This window comes from Flaviaestuariibacter terrae (assembly GCF_054777635.1).
In genome coordinates this window covers 219,657-240,329 of sequence record NZ_BAAHAL010000008.1, presented here as the reverse complement: position 1 = coordinate 240,329, position 20,673 = coordinate 219,657, and the positions used below count along the sequence as shown (strand labels likewise).

At 58.7% G+C, this 20,673-nt stretch carries 22 protein-coding genes; 14 read left to right on the top strand and 8 right to left on the bottom strand.

Going from position 1 to position 20,673, the window contains the following annotated elements:
• Window positions 1-247: 247 nt before the first annotated feature.
• From hemH to ACYU7Z_RS09050, 3 genes are all read left to right on the top strand, one after another.
• The gene (gene hemH / locus ACYU7Z_RS09060; RefSeq protein ID WP_460569597.1) at window positions 248-1,339 is read left to right on the top strand and encodes a ferrochelatase; all 1,092 of its coding nucleotides are present in this window, start codon (window positions 248-250) and stop codon (window positions 1,337-1,339) included.
• Window positions 1,340-1,404: 65 nt separating this feature from the next.
• On the top strand, window positions 1,405-1,764 hold the full coding sequence (locus tag ACYU7Z_RS09055; RefSeq protein ID WP_460569595.1) for a four helix bundle protein: 360 nt from the start codon (window positions 1,405-1,407) through the stop codon (window positions 1,762-1,764).
• A gap of 25 nt (window positions 1,765-1,789) precedes the next feature.
• Complete coding sequence (locus tag ACYU7Z_RS09050; RefSeq protein WP_460569593.1) at window positions 1,790-2,335, top strand: CopD family protein; 546 nt, start codon at window positions 1,790-1,792, stop codon at window positions 2,333-2,335.
• 212 nt (window positions 2,336-2,547) lie between these two features.
• On the opposite strand, the gene ACYU7Z_RS09045 is transcribed toward ACYU7Z_RS09050, so the two are convergent.
• A complete protein-coding gene (locus ACYU7Z_RS09045; RefSeq protein WP_460569591.1) occupies window positions 2,548-4,998 on the bottom strand; it encodes a TonB-dependent siderophore receptor in 2,451 nt (816 codons plus the stop codon).
• 155 nt (window positions 4,999-5,153) lie between these two features.
• Between ACYU7Z_RS09045 and ACYU7Z_RS09040 the strand changes: the two genes are divergently transcribed.
• The 3 genes from ACYU7Z_RS09040 (at window position 5,154) to ACYU7Z_RS09030 (ending at window position 7,133) form a co-directional block, all read left to right on the top strand.
• Entirely contained in the window at window positions 5,154-6,086 is a 933-nt protein-coding gene (locus tag ACYU7Z_RS09040) for a hypothetical protein (protein WP_460569589.1), read from the top strand.
• Between the two features lie 59 nt (window positions 6,087-6,145).
• Window positions 6,146-6,802 (top strand): YdeI/OmpD-associated family protein, encoded by a 657-nt coding sequence (locus tag ACYU7Z_RS09035; protein WP_460569587.1) that lies wholly within the window; start codon window positions 6,146-6,148, stop codon window positions 6,800-6,802.
• A 103-nt stretch (window positions 6,803-6,905) separates the two neighbouring features.
• On the top strand, window positions 6,906-7,133 hold the full coding sequence (locus ACYU7Z_RS09030; RefSeq protein ID WP_460569585.1) for a hypothetical protein: 228 nt from the start codon (window positions 6,906-6,908) through the stop codon (window positions 7,131-7,133).
• Between the two features lie 98 nt (window positions 7,134-7,231).
• Here ACYU7Z_RS09030 and trxA read toward each other — a convergent pair whose 3' ends face one another.
• The 6 genes from trxA to ACYU7Z_RS09000 form a co-directional block, all read right to left on the bottom strand.
• The gene (gene trxA, locus ACYU7Z_RS09025; protein WP_460569583.1) at window positions 7,232-7,921 is read right to left on the bottom strand and encodes a thioredoxin; all 690 of its coding nucleotides are present in this window, start codon (window positions 7,919-7,921) and stop codon (window positions 7,232-7,234) included.
• Between the two features lie 89 nt (window positions 7,922-8,010).
• Window positions 8,011-8,280 (bottom strand): OsmC family protein, encoded by a 270-nt coding sequence (locus tag ACYU7Z_RS09020; protein WP_460569581.1) that lies wholly within the window; start codon window positions 8,278-8,280, stop codon window positions 8,011-8,013.
• A complete protein-coding gene (locus ACYU7Z_RS09015) occupies window positions 8,280-8,462 on the bottom strand; it encodes a hypothetical protein (RefSeq protein WP_460569579.1) in 183 nt (60 codons plus the stop codon). Before ACYU7Z_RS09015 ends, ACYU7Z_RS09020 begins: the two co-directional genes overlap by 1 nt.
• Window positions 8,463-8,488: 26 nt before the next feature.
• A complete protein-coding gene (locus ACYU7Z_RS09010) occupies window positions 8,489-8,806 on the bottom strand; it encodes a rhodanese-like domain-containing protein (RefSeq protein ID WP_460569577.1) in 318 nt (105 codons plus the stop codon).
• Between the two features lie 20 nt (window positions 8,807-8,826).
• Entirely contained in the window at window positions 8,827-9,033 is a 207-nt protein-coding gene (locus ACYU7Z_RS09005) for a YgaP family membrane protein (RefSeq protein WP_460569575.1), read from the bottom strand.
• A gap of 59 nt (window positions 9,034-9,092) precedes the next feature.
• Window positions 9,093-9,704, bottom strand: a complete 612-nt coding sequence (locus ACYU7Z_RS09000; RefSeq protein WP_460569573.1) for a Crp/Fnr family transcriptional regulator — start codon at window positions 9,702-9,704, stop codon at window positions 9,093-9,095.
• A 232-nt stretch (window positions 9,705-9,936) separates the two neighbouring features.
• Between ACYU7Z_RS09000 and ACYU7Z_RS08995 the strand changes: the two genes are divergently transcribed.
• From ACYU7Z_RS08995 to ACYU7Z_RS08960, 8 genes are all read left to right on the top strand, one after another.
• The gene (locus ACYU7Z_RS08995; protein WP_460569570.1) at window positions 9,937-12,408 is read left to right on the top strand and encodes a heavy metal translocating P-type ATPase; all 2,472 of its coding nucleotides are present in this window, start codon (window positions 9,937-9,939) and stop codon (window positions 12,406-12,408) included.
• A gap of 188 nt (window positions 12,409-12,596) precedes the next feature.
• Window positions 12,597-12,779, top strand: a complete 183-nt coding sequence (gene ccoS / locus ACYU7Z_RS08990; RefSeq protein ID WP_460569568.1) for a cbb3-type cytochrome oxidase assembly protein — start codon at window positions 12,597-12,599, stop codon at window positions 12,777-12,779.
• Between the two features lie 59 nt (window positions 12,780-12,838).
• A complete protein-coding gene (ccoN, locus tag ACYU7Z_RS08985; RefSeq protein WP_460569566.1) occupies window positions 12,839-15,049 on the top strand; it encodes a bifunctional cbb3-type cytochrome c oxidase subunit I/II in 2,211 nt (736 codons plus the stop codon).
• A 3-nt stretch (window positions 15,050-15,052) separates the two neighbouring features.
• Window positions 15,053-15,247 carry a CcoQ/FixQ family Cbb3-type cytochrome c oxidase assembly chaperone gene (locus ACYU7Z_RS08980; protein ID WP_460569564.1) on the top strand — a complete coding sequence of 65 codons (195 nt, stop codon included), beginning with the start codon at window positions 15,053-15,055 and terminating at the stop codon, window positions 15,245-15,247.
• A 14-nt stretch (window positions 15,248-15,261) separates the two neighbouring features.
• Window positions 15,262-16,209, top strand: a complete 948-nt coding sequence (locus ACYU7Z_RS08975) for a cytochrome c family protein (RefSeq protein ID WP_460569562.1) — start codon at window positions 15,262-15,264, stop codon at window positions 16,207-16,209.
• A gap of 344 nt (window positions 16,210-16,553) precedes the next feature.
• Window positions 16,554-17,972 (top strand): CcoG/RdxA/FixG family protein, encoded by a 1,419-nt coding sequence (gene ccoG / locus ACYU7Z_RS08970; protein WP_460569560.1) that lies wholly within the window; start codon window positions 16,554-16,556, stop codon window positions 17,970-17,972.
• A gap of 232 nt (window positions 17,973-18,204) precedes the next feature.
• Window positions 18,205-18,642, top strand: a complete 438-nt coding sequence (locus tag ACYU7Z_RS08965; RefSeq protein WP_460569558.1) for a FixH family protein — start codon at window positions 18,205-18,207, stop codon at window positions 18,640-18,642.
• Between the two features lie 174 nt (window positions 18,643-18,816).
• Entirely contained in the window at window positions 18,817-19,521 is a 705-nt protein-coding gene (locus tag ACYU7Z_RS08960; RefSeq protein WP_460569556.1) for a sulfite exporter TauE/SafE family protein, read from the top strand.
• Between the two features lie 90 nt (window positions 19,522-19,611).
• On the opposite strand, the gene ACYU7Z_RS08955 is transcribed toward ACYU7Z_RS08960, so the two are convergent.
• Window positions 19,612-20,253, bottom strand: a complete 642-nt coding sequence (locus ACYU7Z_RS08955; protein WP_460569554.1) for a hypothetical protein — start codon at window positions 20,251-20,253, stop codon at window positions 19,612-19,614.
• Window positions 20,254-20,673: the final 420 nt, after the last annotated feature.

Genomic DNA, 20,673 nt, shown 5'->3' with positions numbered 1-20,673 from the left:
CTGTGTCATTGATCTGTCATTTGGCCGGTTGATCTTGCTCAGGATGCGGCATGCGGGAGATCAGTTGCGGGCTATGGGGGATGATCTGGGGCGCCGCAAGCGGCGGAGAGAAAGCACGCAGATTTATTATGATTTTTAAGATTGACGCAGATTTCTGCTGCGTGCGTCAGCAAATCATAACCAATCCTAACAGATCTGCGTATCCCGCTTGCGGGATCTGCGTTCTTTCTCTCCCGATATTTGCCGCATGAAGCGAGCCGTCATCCTCATGAACCTGGGGTCTCCCGATTCGACCGACGTACCCGACGTCAAGCGCTACCTCGAGGAGTTCCTGATGGACGCCCGGGTGATCGACAAGCCCTGGCTCGTCCGCAACCTGCTGGTGCGCGGCATCATCGTTCCCTTCCGCGCGCCGAAGTCGGCCGAAGCCTATAAATCCATCTGGACACCCGAGGGCTCACCGCTCATTGTGCTGTCGAACCAGCTCGCCGCGACCCTCAACGAGCAGCTCGAAGAGCCCGTTGCCATCGCCATGCGCTATGGCACGCCGTCGCCGAAGGCGGCTTTCGACCAGTTGCTGTCCGAGAATCCCGATCTCGAGCAGGTGCTGCTCATCCCGATGTACCCGCACTACGCCATGAGCTCGTACGAAACGGCCGTGGAGTATGCCAAGGAGCAGCACAAGGAAGGCCGCTACACGTTCCGCCTCGACTATATCAAGCCTTATTACAACAACGAGGAATACCTGCACGCGCTTTGCGAGAGCATCCGCTCGCATCTCCGGAAAGAATACGACCAGGTCCTTTTCTCCTACCACGGCGTACCCGAGCGTCATATTTACAAGGGCGACATCACGGGCCGCCACTGCCTCAAGAGCGGCAACTGCTGCGATGATCCCTCGGCCGCGCATCAATACTGCTACCGCCACCAGTGCTGGGCCACTACGAAAGAGGTAGTGCGCCGCCTCGGCATCCCGGAAGGCAAATGGGGCTTCTCGTTTCAAAGCCGCCTCGGCCGCGATCCCTGGCTGCAGCCCTACACCGCGCAGCGGCTCGCGGAGCTTCCCAAAGAAGGCGTGAAGAAGGTGGCGGTTGTGTGCCCCGCCTTTATCAGCGACTGCCTCGAAACGCTGGAGGAGATCGCCGAAGAAGGCAAGGAGATCTTCCTGCATGCCGGCGGCGAAAGCTTCGACATGATCCCCTGCCTCAATGTGCACCCGCTGTGGGTGAAGGCGCTTGTGAAGTGGGTCGGCGATTATGCAGCGGGAAGAACGGAGATGCTGCAGTACGATTCGGCACATGAGCTCCTGCCGAAGAAGGGCATTATGGACATCATTTAAGGTCAATGGTCAATGGTGAATGGTCAATGAGAGATACTATCTTCCGCTGACTAAAAAAAGGATCTATGTTCCTCACGTTGAATCATCAAAAGCTCGATTTGTATGGCTTCTCCAGAAAATTCGTGCTCGAATGCTATCGCTTCAGCAACACATTGCCGCCCGAAGAACGATTCGGTATGGTTACCCAAATACGGCGGGCAGCATTATCCGTTCACCTCAATACATCGGAAGGCGCATCCCGCAAGTCGGACGCCGAACGGAAACGCTTTTACGAAATTGCCAGGGGCTCCGTGATCGAAATCGATGCAGCACTCGATATTGCGAACGACCTCGGTTACTGTGATACCTACGATTTCAGCATTTTGCAGGACAACATGGTCCGGACATTTAAGATATTGTCATCGCTGATCAACCCGGCTCATTGACCATTGACCATTCACCATTCACCTCATGTACGAATACCTCAAAGCGCTTCACATCATCTTCATCGTCACCTGGTTTGCCGGTATGTTCTACATCGTCCGGCTATTCATCTACAACCGCGAAGCGCAGGACAAGGACGAGCCCGAGCGCGGCATCCTGCAGCGGCAGTTTGCCATCATGATTAAGCGGCTGTGGCTGGGCATCACCTGGCCATCGGCTATTCTCACACTCATTCTCGGACCCACCGTTCTCTTTCTTGGCAACTGGCAGCGAACCTTCGGCGACCCGGCCGGCCGCTGGCTGGAAGTGAAGCTGCTCTTCGTGATCGGGCTGTACGCGTATTTTTTCAGCCTGCATAAAATGTACAGGCAACAGCTGGCCGGCGTATTTACGTGGAACTCGCAAAAGCTGCGTATCTGGAACGAGGTCGCAACGATCTTTCTCATCCCGATTGTCATGCTGGCCACGGTGAAAACGGGCATTTCCTGGCTTTGGAGTTTGCTCGGATTGATCGGGTTTATTATTCTGTTAATGAGCGCCATTAAAATTTACAAGGCCCTCCGCAAGTCATAAGGCAGCAAGCTGCCTTCGTCGCAACTGCGGCACGGCACGACAGCACAACGAAAAGGGAAGCATCGCTTCCCTTTTCCATGAGTCTTCGTCGTGTCTTTGTGCCGTTGCGTCTTCGGATGAAAAAGCCGCCTGCGGCCACATGATTACCGCAGACATAATCTTACGTGCATCATTACCATCCTATAAGATGTGCGTTCTTTCCCCTTGTGTTGTCAGAACTTATACGCCACTGTCGCCACGAGCTGCGTGGGCGGGATGGGGTTGACGCTGTAGTTTTCGTGCACATACCAGTTGAGCGTGTTGGTTACGTTGCTCACCTTGGCCAGCAGCGATAGTTTTTTCCAGCTGTAGCCGGCGCTGAGGTCGAGTGTGCTGTAGCCCTTCACCGCGAACAGGCGGTCGCGCCAGCTGAATGAGGCCCCCGGAACCTTTACCACATCGCTGTTCCAGCCTGCGTTGCGCTCACCGATGTACAGGAACGTTGCACCCAGCTTGAGGCCCTTGACGCGTCCCGAAGGAAATGTATAGAAGGTACTTGCATTGGCGGTATGCGCAGGGGTGTTCACGAGGCGCTCCCCCGTTTTGAAGGAGCCCTGCGTCGTATCGTTCCGGGTATAGCGCATGTAGTTGTAGCTCCAGCCGGCGCGCAGGTCGAGGCCGTCGATGGGTTGCGCGGCCAGGTCGACCTCCACACCATCCGAGATCGTTTGGCCCGACAGCAGCCTGATGTTGCTGTTGTTGTTGGGCGTCACTCCGTCTTTCAGGAAGGGAGCCGTCTGCGCGAGGTTGTTGTTGACGATACGGTACAGCGTTACGTTGGCGGAAAGCCGTCCACCGAGCAGCTCGTTCTTGATGCCCGTCTCGAACTGATCGATCAGCGAGGGCTTCACCGCATTGCCGTCCACATCAACACCCGTATTGGGCGCGAAGCTGCTGGCGTAGCTGGCAAAGAGCGACGTGTGCGACGAAGGCTTGTACACGAGCCCGAGGCGCGGCGACAGCGCCCGGTCGATACGCGTGGCACCCAGCTTGTGCTGCCCGTTCTGGATCCCTGTGCTGTCAATGCCCTCCGTAACCACGTACGAGGCACGGATACCGGCGAGCACATTTATTTTATCGGAGATCTTCAGCAGGTCCTGCACATAGACGCCAAAGCGGTCAATCGGTGCGACCGTCTTCCAGGCCTTTTGTGCCTCCGGGATATTGGTGGCCGGGGCATACAGCTTGGGATCAAGAATGTTGATGCTGTCGTAAACCGGCGCCGTGGCATTGTAGCCTTTGAAGGTAAACGTGAAGGCTTCCGTTGTATAGTGATCGGCGTCGATGCCCGCAAGGATCGTGTGTTCCAGCGAGCCCGTCTTCACCTTTCCGGTCAGATTCACCTGTCCTGTGTAGTAGGTCTCTTCAGTAAGAACGCGGCCCAGCGGGCGTTTCCACTTGCCCGTCGAATCGACCTGGATGCGCTCCACCGCCATATAATCGCGCTTGTAAAACTGGTAGTTGAGCGACGAGCTGATGCTCCAGCTGTCGTTGAAGCGATGCTTCAGCGTGCCGCCTGCCGTGGCCTGCTGCGTGTGGTTGTACTGCCAGGGGGTGCCGAAGAAAGCACCGCGCGGCACGTTGGGTATCGACTTGTTGTTGATCGTTCCGATTCCGAAGTCGGGGGTAAAGTCGTGCTTCAGGTAATCGCCTTCGACGAGCAGCTCGCTGCGCTTTCCGAGCTTGAACAAAAACGAAGGGTTGACGTAGTACCGGTCGGAGTGAACGCCGTTGCGGTAGGAACCTGCGTTTTCAAACGAGCCGTTGAGGCGGTGGGCCACGCTTCCGGAAAGCGGTCCCCAAAAATCGAAGGAGGGCTTATACAGGTTGTAGGAGCCGGCGCGGAACGACAGCTCGGCGCCGCGGGTAAAGCGCGGTTGCTTCGTTACGAGGTTAACGATCCCGCCGGGCGCCACTTGCCCGAAAAGGATGGCTGCGGAGCCTTTGAGTACTTCCACCTGCTCGATGGAGCCCATCTCGGGTGTTGTTCCGCTGTTGATGCGGGCGCCGTTCTTAAAGAGGTTGCTGGCGCCGAGGGCATAGCCGCGGGCGGAGAAGCTTTCCTGCACGTTGCCGCGGGTGGTCGTGAGGTAGACGCCATTGACATTGCGGATGGCATCGGAGAGACGCTGCACCTGCTGGTCGCGCAGAAGGGGCGCGCCGAGCACCGTCACGGCCTGCGGCAGGTCCATCGGGTGAATGGGCGCTTTGCCGATCGCAGGTGTGCGGTCATTGAGGCTGCGGCCGCTGGCAACGATCACCTCGGCAAGCTGCTTGTCATTCAGGGGAAGCGTTACCTCGAGGCTGGCAGGGAAGTCTTTCCGTACTTCTACGGTACGCTCGATCGGCTGGGCACCGGTCATGGAGATGAGCAGCGTGTAGTGACCCGCGGGGAGATTGCGGAAGGAGAACGACCCGGCTTCGTCGGTAATGGTAGCCCAGCGGGTGCCGCGCACCTGGATGCTGACGTAGGGCGCCGGCTGCCCGTCGCTGCTGCGCACAACGCCACTGATGGCGAATTCATCGGGGGCAACAGCGCCGGCCATCAGGGCCTGGGGGAGTTGCGGCTGCGCCGCGGCGCCGAGGGAAGCAGAAAGCAGGAGGAGGGTGTAAATGCCTTTCACGGTTTTGCGAAATTTTTGCAAAGGGACGAAACCTGGCCCGCCCGGGAGTGCCGGATCGGGAAAACCGGCTTACGGATGCGGGAAAAACCGGGCCGCTCCGGCGGAAATGCCTGCTGTACAGCACTTTTGCTACCTTTAGTCAAACTACACTGATTATGAACCGACCCCTGAAAGGGCTGGCCCTTGCGGCTGCCTTTTTCCTGTCGCTCGGCGCCGGCGCCCAGATCCTCGACAAAACAAAAGGAAAGAACGTACTCAAGCTGCTCAACCAGCCGACCCATGTTTATACCTGGGGCAGCGGTCCCTACGATACCCGGCTCCGCGCCGCCTTCGCCAGCTATTGGAACGTGACGCCCGTGGTATTTCACGACGTGTCGCGCAGCTATCCCTCGCTGACTTCGGAGTCGACGGTGTTCGCACCGGTAGTGCTGGGCCTGACCGTTCGCGGCCACGAGACCTCGATGAACAATCCTTTCTTCGTGCTCGCCTCCGCCGGCTCCTCCGGCAATGTCGATGGCGACGCGATCGTGACGGCCTTCCCGATCAATGGGTTTCACTACGAGTTTGACGTGACCTCCGACAGCATGTATCACCGCTCGCTGCTGCGCCTGCCCTATATGGTGCATACGGCCAACGAGATCGTGGCCCATATCAAAGCCGGCGGCAGCGAGAAAGATTACTTTAAGACCGTCGACAGCCGCAACAGCCGCATTGCCGGCAAGACGATGCTGATCCCCGCCGAGCTGCTCCAGGAGTGGGACATGAATCCAAATACAACTGCTTTTATGAAAGCCGACCTCAACGCCGGCCGCAAGCCGATGAGGGCGATCAAGATGGCCATCATGGAGCAGGGCGATATCACCTTTGCCGGGAAATACAAAGTGCTGCCTGCCGCCGAGATCATGAAGCTGGAGCAGAGCGCCGAGGCCGGGCAATACACGATCTTCCTACCCGCCATCGACAACCACCGCTACCTGATGGTGTACGACCTTGCCACGAAAGACCTGCTGTATTACGAAACGAGCGCCATGGGCTACCGCGTAAAAAGTAAAGATTTCGATATGCTCAATAAGGCCGCGGGACTGTAAATCGCTGTTCCGAAGAAATCCGGCACCTGCGCAAGGGCCGGATTTTTTATTTTAGCAGCATGCCGAACTCCCTTGCTCAGAAGCTGAAGATCCGCGCAGGCGACACGCTGCTTGCACTCCATGCCCCGGCCGGCTTCGAAAATGCGCTCGACCCGCTGCCCGAAGACGTGCGCATCGTTTCGAAAGGAAAGGGCGCGCGGCAGGTACATTGGTTTGTAACGACGCGTCTCCAGCTCGAAACGGAGCTCCCAAGGGTGCTGCCGCTCATTAGCGGCGACGTCGTATGCTGGGTGTATTACCCGAAGGGCACGTCGGGCGTGCAGACAGACCTGAGCCGCGACAAGGGATGGGACATGCTGCTGGCCTACACGGAATTTCAATGGCTCTCGCTGATCTCCTTCGATGCGACCTGGTCGGCCTTTGGCTTCCGGCACAAAACCGCGGCCGATGAAAAGCGTGCGGCGGCGCCAAGGGAGCGCGCCATCTTCGACTATATCGACCCCGTGAAAAAGGAAGTGCGTCTTCCCGACGACCTGGCTGCCGCCTTCAAAAAGGAGAAAGCCGCGGCCACGTACTTCAACAGCCTTTCCTTCAGCAACCGCAAGGAATACGTGGAATGGATCGTTAGTGCGAAGCGCGCTGAAACCCGCCAGCAGCGCGTTGCGGGCAGCATCGAGCGCCTCGGCAAGGGCTGGAAGAACCCGCGAAACATGTAATCATCGGCCAATGCGCTTGAAAATGGTTGCCGAATGAAGCTACCGATATGCGTTCTGCGGGCTGTACGGATTTTGCTATTTTTAGCGCCTAAACCTGCTGTCGATGACCAAGAAGCCCCTCGTTATCACCCGGAAGAGACTGGTAGTATTTACCGTCGTTTGGGCCGCCGGCCTGCTGCTGATGATCCTGGCGATGACCGACCTGTTCCGCGAAAGCCTCTTCCGGAAAAATCATTTGTTCTCGTTGCTGAACTTTATGCTGCTGCCTACCGTTTCGTTCGTTTTGCTCCTGTCGATGTACAGGAAGCACAAAGCGCAGCAAACCTCCTAATGCGTTGCTGGTAATCTTTAGGTTATACATCTTCCATTCATAAAGAAAGGCGCTCCGTGGGAGCGCCTTTCTTTCTATGATTTGAACGAATCAACAGGTTACTTGATCTGCTTTACCACGGCCTTCTTGCCGATATACCCCACGTTCCACCACTTCACCTTGCCGCCTTTGTAGAGGATCAGCGTCGGGAGGGCGCGGATCTCGAGGGCCTTGGCGAGATCGGGGTTCTGGTCCACATCGATGCGGACTACCTGCACCTTACCGGCCTGCTCGGTCTTGATCTCTTCCAGGTAGGGCGCCATAACCTTGCAGGGGCCGCACCATTCGGCGTAGAAGTCGACGAGTACCTGCTTGCCAGAGGCGGCGAGCAGCTCGTTGTATTGCTGCAGCGACATGCCACGCGGGCCGGCGCCTTCTTCGGTGAGGCCAGCCTTGCGCCAGTTCATGATGCCGCCCTCGAGCTCGTATACCTGCGTGAAGCCAAGAGCCCGCAGGCGCGCTGTGGCGGAAGCGCTGCGGCCGCCGCCAAGGCAGTACACAAACAGCGGTGCGTTCTTGCTCAGCGAATCCACCTGCTTGTCGAAGGCGCCGCCATTCCAGTCGATGTTGCGCGCGTTGGCGAGGTGGCCCTTGCTGAACTCCTGCGGCGTGCGCACGTCGAGGACAAGCGCGCCGGGTGTTTCAAAAACTTTCTTGGCAAAATCGTTGGGTGCGAGTAGCTCGCCCGGGGTCTGAGCGGTGCATACAACAGAAATGAACAGGGCCAGTACGGCGAGGAGGCGTTTCATGGACGGGAGTTGTTAAGGAAGCAAAGGTAAAAAAGCCGTTGGGGATGAAGGGTTAAAGTTTGGACCCTTTTGTACGTCCGCGGCCTTCCTCAAAACACTTCTTCCGGCACGGTAACGTTTGGCTCGAAAACGATCGTCGCCTTTACCGAATTGCTGATCAGGCAAGCGGCCTCGGACTTCTTCAATATCGTCAGCGCCTTTTCGCGGAGCGCTTCTTCGCCCACTGCCAGTATGGGAGCGAGCGTGATCTCGCTGATCAGAAATTTGCCATCGACCACTTCCAGCTTGCCCCGTGCCGACGATGTGAAGGACAGGAACGGCAGCTTCGAATGGGCGGCAATGGCCAGGAAGGTTGTCATCAGGCAGCTGTTGACGGCGGCGACCAGCAGGTGCTCCGGCGACCAGATGCCTGCCTCGCCGCCGGGGAATTCGGGCGGTATGCTACAAGTATCTCATCGTCGAGCACTGCGGAGCGCAGTGTGCCGCGGCGGCCTTCGCTCCAAACGAGCGATACATCGTAAAAATGAATGGGAGTAGTCATCGTGACGGGTTTGAAGTTGAAGGAGGTCAGGAATTCAGTTTGTTCTGCAGCGACTGCCAGCCGCCGCCGTTGTAGTCCTGCGTGAAGCCTTTTGCTTCGAGCAACTTGCGGGCCGTTGCGCTGCGCATGCCGGAGGCACAGTACACGATGATCGGCTTCGTTCGCGGAAGCAGCGTGCACTCGGCATGAAGCCGGTCGAGCGGGATTTTGCGCGCGCCATTGATATGGCCGCCGCGGAACTCAGGCTCCGTGCGGACCTCGATCCGCAACGCGGTTTGACGCAGCAGCGCGGCGAAATCGGTGTCGGGCCCGAGGCCGAAAAGAGACTTTAGTTTCGACCGCATAAGGTTACATTTTACAGGATTCAGGCTTTTCGATGACAGGTTTCGATGCCCAGCAAAGCATAGAGCGGGCAGAAACCAAGCACCGACGTGGTAAGCAGCAGGATGCCGATGGCCAGCAGGATAACGGCAAGCGCTCCGGTTGCCAGGTGCAACACAAACAGCAGTGCCAGCAACCCTGCGAGTACAACACGCAGCACGCGATCGGCGACGCTCATATTCTTTTTCATAACAAAGTTTTTGACAGCACAAAGCTGCGTCGGCGTCCGCGCCCCTTCGGCAACTTTGGTTACATAACGGGAAAATCTTTCCGGAGCCGCTTCAGTGTCAGGCGATGGCGACCGAGGGCCACGGTGCCTTCCTCCTCGAGCCGCTTCAGCAGGCGCGACACGATGACGCGGCTTGTGCCGAGCTCGGCGGCGATCTGCTCGTGGGTCATGTCGATCGTATCGGTGCCCATAAGCCCGCTTTTTCGCTCGAGAAAGGCCAGCAGCCGCTCGTCGACACGGCGGAACGCTACGGCATTCACGACATCGAGCAACTCTTCGAACCGTTGCTGGTACAGGTGCAGCACATAGTCGAGCAGCGCAGCATCGCTGCGCAGCAGCTCCCGGATGCGGTCCACCGGCAGCAGCAGCACGTCGCTCTCTTCTTCGGCTATTGCCTGCACCTTGCTCGTGTTGCGGTGCAGCCCGCCCAGCAGCGACAGCACGCAGCTTTCGCCGGGCCGTATATAATACAGCAGCAGCTCGCGGCCCTTCTCGTCGGAGCGGAGCACACGCAGCGATCCGCGCAGCACTACCGGCACCTGGCGGATCCAGCCGCCTTCGCGCAGCAGCGTTTCACCGGCGGCAAAGGTTTGCACGGTGCCCTGGTCCATCAGTCGGTCGAGCGGAAACATACTAAAGCTGTTTTCAGTAGTTCAAATTTCCTCCATCCCGGCCGCCTCTTTGCTGACTTCAGTCAGCCGCAACCCTGATCCATGGCCAGCCCCAAACCGAAAACCGAAAACCAAAAACTCCAAACCCCAAACCCAAAACCGAAAACGTCAAACTTTTCTCATACCCCTTCTTGACGCCTGTCATCCCGTCTGCACGCCGCCCGGGGCACCTTTGCCGGCTACACAGCATCCCATGTCCACTACCGAAGCGCCTCCCCGAAAGCCCCGCCCCGGCACGCAGCCCGCAGCGGTCACGCAGTGCTACCACTGTGGCGAAACCTGCGACACGAGCCTGCAGCAGGATGGCCGCGCCTTCTGCTGCGAGGGCTGCCGCTTCGTGTACGGGCTGCTCCAGGAGAACGGCCTCTGCAATTACTACGAACTTCAAAAAGCGCCCGGGATCAGGGTGCGCGGCCAGTTTGCCTCCGACCGCTTTGCCTACCTCGACAACGCCGACGTGCAACAAAAGCTGCTGCGCTTTGCCGACGGAAAGCAATGCCAGGTACAGTTTCACCTGCCCACGATGCACTGCGCCTCCTGCATCTGGCTCCTCGAAAACCTGCACGCCATCCGCCCCGGCATCCTGCACAGCAAGACCAACTTCGGACGCAAAGAGGTGTTTGTGGCCTACGATCCCGGGCAGGTATCGCTGCGGCAGCTGGTGGAATTACTGGCCTTCGTGGGCTACGAGCCCGAGATACGCCTCAGCGACGGTGAAAATTCCAAAGGCTCCGCACGCGGGAAAAAAGTCGATCGCCGGGCCTGGTACAAGATCGGCATCGCCGGCTTCTGCTTCTCCAACATCATGATGCTGGCCTTCCCCGATTACTTCGCCGGTGGCCGGCTGGGGCAGGAAACGCTGAAGCACCTCTTCGCCTGGGCGAGCCTGCTGCTGGCACTCCCGGTGTTCTTCTACAGCGCGAACGAATTTTTCATCTCGGCTTATAAAGGCCTGCGGCAGCGCTGGCTCAACATCGACGCACCGATAGCGCTTTCTATTCTCATCACCTTCTCGCGGAGCGTGTACGAAGTGCTGAGCGGCAGCGGCTCCGGGTATTTCGACTCCATGAGCGGCATCGTGTTCTTCATGCTGATCGGCCGCTGGTTTCAAAACAAGACCTACGACTCCTTCTCCTTCGACCGCGACTACAAGGCCTACTTCCCGCTGGGTGTGACGCGCCTGGATGCAGACGATAACGAGGAAGCGACGACCATCGGCGCCCTGCGCCCGGGCGAGCGCATCATCGTGCGGCACAACGAGCTGGTACCGGCCGATGCAGTGCTCCGCGAAGGAGAGGGCTATATCGACTACAGCTTTGTATCGGGCGAGAATACGCCCGTGCAGCGGCGCAGCGGCGAGCTTGTGTATGCCGGCGCGCGCCAGACCGGCGGACGTATGGTTCTCGAAGTTGTGAAGACCGTTTCGCAGAGCTACATCACGCAGCTCTGGAACAACAACGAAGGGGCGGCGCGCAAGAACCGCGAGCGCAGCTTCATTCATCCCTGGAGCCGCTACTTCACGCTCTCGCTCTTTTCGGTCGCCGCTACGGCGGGTGTTTATTGGTCATTCGTAGATCCCTCGAAGGTGCTCCCGTCGGTGACCGCAGCGCTGATCGTGGCCTGCCCCTGCTCGCTTCTGCTATCGGCCACCTTTACCTTCGGCAACATGCTCCGCCACTTCGGGATGCGGCGCCTGTATCTGAAGAATGCCTCGGTGATCGAATCGATGGCCCGTATTACTACGGTGGTACTCGACAAGACCGGAACGCTCACCTATACGGAGGAAGCCGACATCGAATTCCTCGGCGCGCCCCTGAGCGCGGAAGATCGCAACGCCGTGTACAGCCTTGTAAAAGAATCCGCGCACCCGCTCAGCCGGCTGCTGGGTAAAGAGCTGCTCCGGGCCGGCGCCGGTACCCTGCCTGTGCACGATTTCAGGGAGCACGCCGGTAAAGGCATCGAGGCGGTTGTTGCCGGGAAGCTGCTTCGCGTCGGCTCCTTTGCTTTTGTACACGGGTCGGAGGCCATCGTCGGCACCGGCTCCACCGAGCTGTGGCTGTCGGTCGACGGGGTTGCACGGGGCTGCTATGCCGTGCGCAACCGCTACCGCCCCGGCATAGGGCCCATGGTGGCCGCGCTGCGCGCAAGGGGCTACGCTGTGCACCTGCTCTCGGGCGACAACGAGTCGGAGCGCAATCACCTGCGCCAGCTCCTGGGCCCCGACGTAACGCTGCGTTTCCAGCAAACACCGCAAAGCAAGCTCGAATACATCCGGACGCTGCAGGAAGGTGGCGCGCGCGTGCTCATGCTCGGCGACGGCCTCAACGATGCCGGCGCGCTGCTCCAGGCCGATGCCGGCATTGCCGTTACCGGGAACACGGGCCAGTTTACCCCCGCCTGCGACGCCATCCTCGATGCCTCGGGCGTGGCCCTGCTGGAACGCTTCCTGGCCTATGCCCGCCGCGGCAAAGGCGTCGTCACCGTTTCCTTCATCCTCTCCATCTGCTACAATATCGTGGGGCTTTCCTTCGCCGTCCGTGCGCTCCTCTCGCCGATGGTCGCCGCCATCCTCATGCCGGCTTCTTCCATATCCATCGTAACGCTGGTAACGCTTGCAAGCAGCATCGTGGCCCGGAGGATCTTCCGGAAAGGGCAGGTCAAATGAGTACATGAATCCATGAGTACATGAGGGAAAAGGGGAGGGCAGATTTCTGCATTCATGTAATCATGTAATCATGTAATCCTCCCCTTATCTCTCTCCCTGAAAAAGTTGACCAGCATCATGTTTTGCTTTGAGTGACCTCACCGGGATACGGGATCGTAAAAGCGAGTTTTGTCCTCTCAAACATCCTTATGAGTGTGCTTATTGTGCTGATCGTCGTCTCTGTGCTCGTTGCCGGCACCTTCCTCACTTTTTTCGTGCTGAGCGTGAAGAAAGGGCAGTTCGATGATGACTATACACCCTCGGTGCGTATGCTGTTCGACGACCTCCCCGAGCCTGCCAAAACCACCCAAAGCCTTTCAAAACCTAACTAATCCTCATTCCGGGCCACCGTCCCGGGACCTTCCTCACTAAACTTTCTAAACCCCGATTAATGGAAACGATCCGACAGGAACAAGCGGTGCATATCGAGACCGCGTCGCAAGCGGTGAAGCGGGAGCAGTTTTTCTACGACAACAAGATCGTGCGCAATTTTGCCTACGCCACGGCCCTCTGGGGCGTGGTGGGTATGCTGGCCGGTCTCTTCGTGGCGCTGCAGCTCGTATTCCCCAAAGCCCTCACCTTCGGGCCCTGGTTCAGCTTCGGCCGCCTGCGCCCCCTGCACACCAACGCCGTCATCTTCGCCTTCGTAGGCAACGGCATCTTCATGGGCTACTACTACTCCCTCCAGCGCCTGCTCAAGACGCGGATGTGGAGCGACAAGCTCTCCAAAATTCACTTCTGGGGCTGGCAGGCCATCATCGTGATGGCGGCCATCACGCTGCCCCTCGGCTATACCACCGGTAAGGAGTATGCCGAGCTCGAATGGCCCATCGACATCGCCATCACCGTCATCTGGGTTGTGTTCGGCCTCAACATGTTCATCACGATCCTGAAGCGCCGCGAGCGCCACCTCTATGTAGCGATCTGGTTCTACATCGCCACCTTCATCACGGTGGCCGTGCTCCACATCGTCAACTCCGTAGAACTACCGGTATCGATCCTCAAAAGCTACCCGGTGTATGCCGGTGTGCAGGACGCGCTGGTGCAGTGGTGGTACGGGCACAACGCCGTGGCCTTCTTCCTCACCACGCCCTACCTGGGCCTCATGTACTACTTCCTTCCGAAGGCGGCCAACCGCCCGGTGTTCTCCTACAAGCTTTCGATCATCCACTTCTGGGCGCTCATCTTCCTCTATATCTGGGCCGGACCGCACCACCTGCTCTACTCGGCGCTGCCCAACTGGGCACAGTCGCTTGGCGTGGTGTTCTCCTTCACGCTCCTCTTCCCGAGCTGGGGCGGCATGATCAATGGCCTCCTCACGCTCCGCGGCGCCTGGGACAAGGTGCGTGAAGACGTGGTGCTGAAGTTCATGGTCGTTGCGATCACGGCTTACGGCATGGCCACCTTCGAAGGACCGATGCTGTCGCTGAAGTCGGTGAATGCCATCTCGCACTTCACCGATTGGACGGTAGCCCACGTGCACGTCGGCGGCCTTGGCTGGAACGGCATGCTCACCTTCGGTGTCCTGTACTGGCTGCTGCCGCGGATCTTCCGCACCGAGCTGTACTCGAAGAAGCTCGCCAACGCCCACTTCTGGCTCGGCACGCTCGGCATCCTTTTCTGGGCGGTACCGATGTACTGGGCCGGCTTCATGCAGGCCTCGATGTGGAAGCAGTTCACGCCAAGTGGCCAGCTCAAATACACCTTCCTCGAAACCGTAACCTACATGCGGCCCTTCTACGCCGTGCGCGGTCTCGGTGGCGCCCTCTTTATCTCCGGCGCGCTGCTGATGGTGTACAACCTCATTAAGACGGTGAAGCAGGGTTCGCTGCTGGCCAACGAAGCCGCCGAAGCACCTGCGCTCGAGAAGACCTACCACAAGCACGAAGGCGAGCACTGGCACCGCTGGATCGAGCGCCGCCCCACGCCGCTGCTCGTGTTCACGCTCATCACCATTCTCATTGGTGGCGCCGTGGAGATGATCCCGACCTTCCTCATCAAAAGCAACATCCCCACCATCGCCTCGGTGAAGCCCTACACGCCGCTCGAGCTCCAGGGCCGTGATATCTACATCCGCGAAGGCTGCTACGTATGCCACTCGCAGATGGTGCGCCCCTTCCGCTCCGAAACCGAGCGCTACGGCGAATACTCGAAGGCCGGTGAGTTCGTGTACGACCACCCCTTCCAGTGGGGCTCCAAGCGCATCGGTCCCGACCTTGCCCGCGAAGGCTCCGGCAACAACAAGAAGAGCGACACCTGGCACTTCAACCACCTCGACGATCCGCAGTCGATCTCGACCGGCTCGGTGATGCCCTCGTACTCGTTCCTCGTAGACCATACGCTCGACATCACGACCACGCCGACGAAGATCAGGGCGATGCGCAAGCTGGGCGTGCCCTATGCTGAAGGCTACGAGCGGCAGGCCAACGCCGACCTCGCGAAGCAGGCCGAAGGCATCGCCGCCAACCTGCGCAAGGACAGCATCAACGTTCCCGCCGGCCGCGAGATCATTGCCGTCATCGCCTACCTGCAACGCCTCGGCACCGATATCAGCAAAGAACCCAAGGCTGCCAGCAGCGGCACCGTAGCCCAAAACAAATAAGCCATGTTCAAATTCATCAAGCAATACGCGGAGACGATGTCGAACGTCGACATCTACCCGATCATCTCGCTGGTCATCTTCGTCCTGTTCTTCTGCGGCGTGCTCTGGTTTGTAAAACGCATGCGCAGCGAAAGCGTCGCCGCCATCAACAACCTCCCGCTGGAAGACGCCACGGAAAACGTTTCGCATCACTCCTAAATCCCGAACTGACAATGAAACGCAACTCTCTCTTTCGATACGGGGCACTGTCGCTGCTGGCGCTGACGGCGCAGGGAGCCGCCTTTGCCCAGGACGCAGCCACCGATGCCGCAGCCGCCGCCAAGCCGGCCGGTACCGATTGGTTCTCCTCCGACAAGATCCTGGTTTATATCTTTCTCCTGTTCTTCCTCCTCGTTGGCATCATGGTGGTGCACATCCTGTGGCGCGTCAACCAGATGGTGCTGGAGCGATTGGGCAAGTCGAAGCCCGCAAAGGCGCCGAAGCCAGCTACAACCTCCAGCTTCCGGGCCTGGTGGGCCCGCGTCGACGCGAAGTACCTCACGCGCGCCATCCCCGTGGAGCAGGAGGAAGACCGCATCCTCGATCACGAGTACGACGGCATCCGCGAGCTCGACAACGCGCTGCCGCCCTGGTGGAAATGGGGCTTCTACATCAGCGTCGTTCTCAGCTTCGTGTACCTGTGGCACTATCAGTTTGGTGATGGCCCCAACCCCGAGCAGGAGTATACCGCCGAAATGAAGCAGGCCTCCGCCGACATCGAAGCGTACCGCCTCGCCGCGAAAGACAAGGTCGATGAGAAATCCGTTACGATGGCCGACGCCGCCGGTGTTGAAGCCGGGAAGGCCATCTTCCAGAAGAACTGCTTCATGTGCCACGGCGCGGCCGGTGAAGGCGGCGTAGGCCCCAACCTCACCGACGACTACTGGCTCCACGGAGGCACGATCAACGACGTGTTCCATACCATCAAGTACGGCTACCCCGACAAGGGCATGCAGTCCTGGGAGAAGATGTTCTCGCCCGTCCAGATCCGCGAGCTGGCCTCCTTCGTGAAGTCGCTCCACGGCAGCAAGCCCGCCAACGCCAAGGCTCCGCAGGGCGACCTGTTCGTGGATAATGCCGCGCCGAAGAAAGATTCCTCCGCGCCCATGGCGGTGAAGTAGGCACACCCGAAACGTCATTGCGAGGAGGACGGCGTGGAGCGCCGGCTGACGAAGCAATCTCTCGGGGCGCACTCCGAGGCTCTGGCAGCAGCAGCGCCAGCCTGCAAGCGATTGCTTCGCTTCGCTCGCAATGACGTTTTTGCTTGGATCTGCGTTAATCGTAACAATCATAACCAATCTGCGTTCTTTCGCTCGCGGCCGCAGGCCGCCTGACGAATGTTAGTTTTTGTTGGACCAAAGGTCAGGGCCTCCCGCAACGAGGTTCCTGACCTTTGTCTTTCTAACGAACCGCCCACTGTTACCCTGAGCTTGCCGAAGGGTGCCGCGGGCCGACTTCTTAACTTATGGAAACTGTAGCCCCCAAGAAATCATCCGCCGCTCCCGACCAGTCGTTCCGCGACTCGATCGCCACCGTCGACAAGCAGGGGCACCGCCGGTTTATCTTTCCGAAAAAGCCGAAGGGCCGCCTGTACAACAAGCGCACGCTGGCCACGATCATCTTCCTGGTCGTGTTCTTCACGCTCCCGCTGCTCAAAGTGGGCGGCGAGCCGCTCTTCCTCTTCAACGTGGTGGAGCGGAAGTTCATCTTCTTCGGGCAGATCTTCTGGCCGCAGGACTTCTTCATCTTCGCCGTCGGCTTCCTCACCTTCATGGTGTTCGTGATCCTGTTTACGGTGGTGTTCGGCCGCGTGTTCTGCGGATGGGCCTGCCCGCAAACGGTGTTCATGGAAATGGTCTTCCGCAAGATCGAGTACTGGCTTGATGGCGATGCCCCCGCGCAGAAGCGCCTCGCGGAGATGCCCTGGAACGGATACAAGATCCGCAAGCGCGCCGTCAAGATCGCGATCTTCTACGGCCTCTCCTTTATCATCGGCAACTTCGCGCTGGCGTATGTGATAGGGATGGACAATGTGCTGCTAATGATCCGCGAGGGCGTGGGCGCGCACCCCGTCACCTTTGCCGCGCTGATCGGGTTTACCACCACCTTCTTCTTTGTATTCTACTGGTTTCGCGAGCAGGCCTGCCTCGTGGTTTGCCCGTACGGCCGCCTGCAGGGCGTGCTGCTCGACCGCAAGAGCATGGTGGTGGCCTACGACTACGTGCGTGGCGAGCCGCGTGGCAAGGTGAATAAAACGCATGCCTCCGAAGACCTCGGCGACTGTATCGACTGCGCGGCCTGCGTGCGCGTTTGTCCCACCGGCATCGACATCCGCAACGGCACGCAGCTCGAGTGCGTCAACTGCACCGCCTGCATCGACGCCTGCGACGCCATCATGCGCTCGCTGCAGCGGATGGAAGGCCTTATCCGCATCGACTCCGAAGAGAACATCGCCCGCGGCCAGAAGAAGCTCTGGAACGCCCGCACGAAAGCCTACTCCGGACTACTGCTCGTGCTGGTCGGCGTGCTCGTGGCCCTGCTCGTAACCCGCACCGACGTCGACGCCACGGTGCTCCGCACGCCGGGACAGATCTTCCAGACCCTCCCCGACGGCCGGCTGAGCAACATCTACACGATCAAGTTCGCCAACAAAACCCGCCACGACCTGCCGATGCAGCTGAAGCTCGAGAACATGAGCGGTGAGATCCAGGTGGTGGGCAACAGCCTCGTGGCCCCGGGCGAGTCGTACGCGCAGGCTCCCTTCTTCGTGAAGCTGCAGCGCAAGCAGATCGAACGCCGCAAAACGAAGATCGTCATCGGTGTCTACGAAGGCCCGAAGCGGATCAAGACCGTGGAGACGACGTTCTTCGGACCGGGGTATTGAATATCGAATATCGAATAACGAATATAGAAATGGGTATAACGGGTGCTGCTCCCCTCAGGGCCGTCATTGCGAGGAGGACGGCGTGAAGCGCCGGCTGACGAGGCAATCCCTTGGGGCAGACGCTGCAGCCGCCTCCGGCATCGGGCTCCGCGCAATGACGGATCGAATGCTGTCGGAGTCGCGTCACTCGAACAACTACCAACAACAAACTACAAACCACAAACTTTTCCCTATGCGTATCTCCTGGGGCCACAAGATCGCCGCCGTTTACATCCTCTTCGTCGCGGGCATACTGACGCTCGTGGCCAAGGCCAGCAGCCAGCACTTCGATTTGGTCACCGAAGACTACTACGAGCAGGAGCTCAGGTTCCAGAACGTGATCAACGAGCAGAAGGCCGTGTCGGCCCTGTCGGAGGCGCCGCGCTACGTGGCCACGCAGGGCACCGTGCAGCTGCTGCTCCCCGCCGAATTCGAAGGCAAGGCCTGGAAGGGCGACCTGTATTTATACCGTCCCTCCGACGCAAAGCTCGACATCCGCAAGGAAGTTGATGGCAACGGCCGTGCCTATGTGTTCGTGCTTCCCAAAGCCCTCCAGGGCAACTATACCCTCAAGTTTTCCTGGGAGCTGGATGGGAAGAAGTACTATGACGAGAAAACGATCACGTTTTGAGTTCGATGTTTTACGTTTTATGTTCAGAGTCTTATCATCGGAAATGCATGCACACATCGGCCTCAACGTAAAACCGAAAACGTAAAACCGAGAACGTCAACGTAAAACCCAAAACGTAAAACGTAAAATTTTCAACCGACAACGTCAACGTAAAACCCAAAACGTAAAACGTACATGTCCTTCGTAGAACTGATATCGACTTCGTTCCTCATGGGCCTCGCCGGCTCCCTCCATTGCCTCGGCATGTGCGGGCCCCTCGCCCTGTCGCTGCCGGCGCCGGGGGCTTCGGTGCAAGGACGGGTAACGACGGGACTGCTGTACAACTTCGGCCGTATTACTACGTATGCAACGCTGGGGCTTGTGCTGGGTTTCGCGGGGGAGGTGCTCCTGCGGCCCGAGTGGCAACAGGGCCTGTCGATCGGGCTGGGGGCGTTGCTGTTGCTGCTGATCATCGGCGGGCAAAAGCGCCTCGAGGGCCTGGGCGCCGCCACGAAGCCCTTTCTCTTTTTGCGCGCGCAGCTCGGGCGCCTGCTGCAGCGGCATAGCTATTCGTCGGCCTATGGCATCGGCCTGCTCAATGGCCTGCTGCCCTGCGGCACGGTGTACCTCGCGCTGCTAACTTCTTTCCTTACGGGCTCGGTGCTGAAGGGCGCGCTCTTCCTGGCCGTCTTCGGCGCGGGCACGGTGCCGGTGATGCTCCTCGTCATCCTCTGGGGCGGCGCGCTCCGCCCGGCCTTCCGCCAGCGCTTCCGCAAGGCGGCACCGGTGCTGATGGGCGTCATGGGACTGCTCCTGATCCTCCGCGGGATGAACCTCGGGATCCCCTTCGTAAGCCCCCATTATGCACAGGGAGGAGAGGGGGCGCTGGGCTGTCATTGATCGGAAACCTATGTCGCGCGCGGGTCATTGAACTTGATCGCACACGTTCGCTTGGACCCCAAACCGGCCGGCTTTTGTTGAACGGGATTTTTAATGGTCGGATCCGGTGCCCGCTTCCGTGATCATTTTCCTCATGTTGGTTATTTCTTCCGTCCACTGCTTTTCATAAGTGGCCTTGTTCTCGCGCACGTCCTGGATGGCGTCCCGAAGAGATTTTGCCTGGGCATCATACTTTTCCCTGTTGCGGCTTCTTGAGAAAAAGTAATAGTCATTGGCCGCGTACCAGCTTAAGCTTCGTTGCAGCACCAACAGGAAATTGTCAACATTGCTCCTGACGTAAATAGCCACCGGCTCGCCGAGTACCGACCGCAGGGAGGCGGACAATGCGCCATCGTTACTGGCCTGGTACCTGGGATTCGCCGCGTTATAATATCCATAGCGCAGGGAGCCGATGTAATACAAGAACGCAGTTTTCCGGAGATCGCCCGTTGACAGGTATTGAGCTGCGGCCTGAAAGTACCCGGCCGGATGCTTCCTGTCCAACTGCCGGAGCTGGCTCGCTAACTCCTGGTCGAAAACCGTATCGATAAGCCGGGTCTTCAGAGAGTCGGACATGACAAACAACCTCTGGTAAAAAGCCAGTTGCTTACGGTCGCTCTCGGAGAGGCCGCTGTTTTGACACGCGGCTGCTGAATAAATAAACAAGGAGATCGCAAGAAGTTTAAGAGTCATGGTCTGTTCGCTTTCGGCCGTGGTTTGGGCGATGGCCGCCTATGAAAGTAAATATTATAGTTGCTGAGCGTCAATATAGGTTGTCCGGAACAAGCTGCGATGCCTTCTTTCAGTTGCAAGGAATGCCAAATAGGTCCAAATCATCTGCCCACATTTCGGTGATTTTTCCCTCCAAATGCAAAGAGCGTCAATAAGAATATCAATGTAATATGGCTCTTCATCATAAGAAACCAGTCCAGGTAGGCGCACAAACCGCCGGGTGTATAGAAGCAACACTTGTTAAGCCGCCTGCATCGACGTACTACTTGGGTTGAAGCTTTGTATCAAACAATGGTTTGATAAAAGAAGCCAGGATACCAATTCCAACAATTGCGGAAACCAGGTAGGTCTTTACGGGGTGTCGGAATTTGCCTTTGATTT